Source organism: Flavobacterium limnosediminis JC2902, assembly GCF_000498535.1.
Lineage (GTDB): Bacteria > Bacteroidota > Bacteroidia > Flavobacteriales > Flavobacteriaceae > Flavobacterium > Flavobacterium limnosediminis.
Map to the genome: position 1 here is coordinate 1 of NZ_AVGG01000054.1, position 1,565 is coordinate 1,565.

1 protein-coding gene is annotated in these 1,565 nt (G+C 28.3%); it reads right to left on the minus strand.

The window, feature by feature from the left end; all coding sequences use genetic code 11:
- Positions 1-180 precede the first annotated feature (180 nt).
- Positions 181-1,506: a hypothetical protein gene (locus FLJC2902T_RS15615; RefSeq protein WP_023580776.1), complete on the minus strand. Its 1,326-nt coding sequence runs from the start codon at positions 1,504-1,506 to the stop codon at positions 181-183.
- Positions 1,507-1,565 lie beyond the last annotated feature (59 nt).

A 1,565-nucleotide genomic window follows, 5' to 3' on the forward strand; every position in this document is an offset into this window, starting at 1 on the left:
CGTTAGGTTCTTGAATTCGCCATTTTTTTCATGAATTGTTGCTAACGTCCCGCCGGCTTTGAGAAGGTGGGGATTGTTCTCCCAAAAGTATAAATTAAAGATTTAGTTTACAAATACAAAACCAACTTTAAATTTTGCCTTAAAGCCCCACTTGCTCAAAACCGCTGTTAGCAGATGGTTTTATTTTGTTGTCGATCTTAAATATATTACCGTATCTCCGTTATAATAGCCAATTCCATTGTTTTTTGTTAAAAACAACATCTCTTTTTCGCTGATAAATTCAAATTTAATTACATTTAAATGAGTACAATAGTCGTTTTCGCCATGCGCTTTGCATGTTAAATAGGGTTTAAAGATTAATTCTTCAGTAAAATTACAGTTCAAATTTTTTACTACCTGGTAGCCTTTCGAACTGTACATATATAATTTGTTGTTGTAGTGATTAAAGGAAATAGGCCCTAAAATATTAATTTCATTTTCGGTGAGAATATTGTTTCTTAATTCATTTAAATTTTCGTCGCGCTTTCTGATACCTTTGTTAAATGCTTCTTTGTATTTATCATTTACAAGAAAACTATGGTTAGAACAGGATTTATAAAAATTATTTTCCCTTTTTGTAATCTTGGTTAATGTGCCATCGACAAAATAATTAAATCCTTTTCTATTTTGATAAATCATATAATTGTTCCCACTTGATGCTACATATAAGTTATTCTGATTATCATATGTGGCAGCTTTTGTTACCGAAGAAATACGCATTTGATACGGGTATTGATAAATCGTATCTGTTTCTGTGATTTTAATTTTATCGGGATAGGTTTCTTTTAATTTTGTAAAATATTCATTTCTGTCATTATATTTTACTTCTTCACCAAATCCGCCATTATCAATCATTAACCAATGTTCATAAATGAACTCTTTTTTATTCAAATCAAAAAAGCAGACATTTCCTCCCCATTCACCTTCATCATAGGCAAACCAAATAAAATCCTTTTTGTCCAAAAAAATATAATCAGGCTCTATTAATTGAGTGCCAGTATATTTTGCTCTAACTTTTCCATAGAAGTTAGTTTCCTTTTTGGGGATATAATCTTTCTTATTGTAGTAAATAGATTTTTTGGAATAGACTATATATTCATCTTTTGAATTTATTAATATTGAGAATATTTCTGCATCAATTTTTTCTATTTGCTTAACTTTTTTTCCGTGATATAAAGTAAATATTTTGCCATCTTTACTTCCAAATACTAATTCATTATTAGATTTTTTTGCAATTGCGCTGATATTGTTTTTAATCAATTTAAAGCTTTCTTTTTTTAAATCAATTGCTACAAGATTATTGTTTTCAGATATTGCATAAATATGATTTTTTACCGTAACAAAATCTTTATATTCTGAATTTAATAAATTTATTTGATTAGTTGGAATAGTATCATTTTGAACATTGCTTTGTGCAATTCCTGAAAAACTGAAGAAATAGAAAAGATATATTACGTATAATTTCATTTGTGATATTTTATTTTTCGGTTCGTTCAGTTAAACTATCTGCTAACGTCCCGCCGGCT

Bases quoted from the DNA above. Each gene is read 5' to 3' on its own strand.
- FLJC2902T_RS15615 (WP_023580776.1), bottom strand. From the start codon at position 1,506: ATGAAATTATACGTAATATATCTTTTCTATTTCTTCAGTTTTTCAGGA.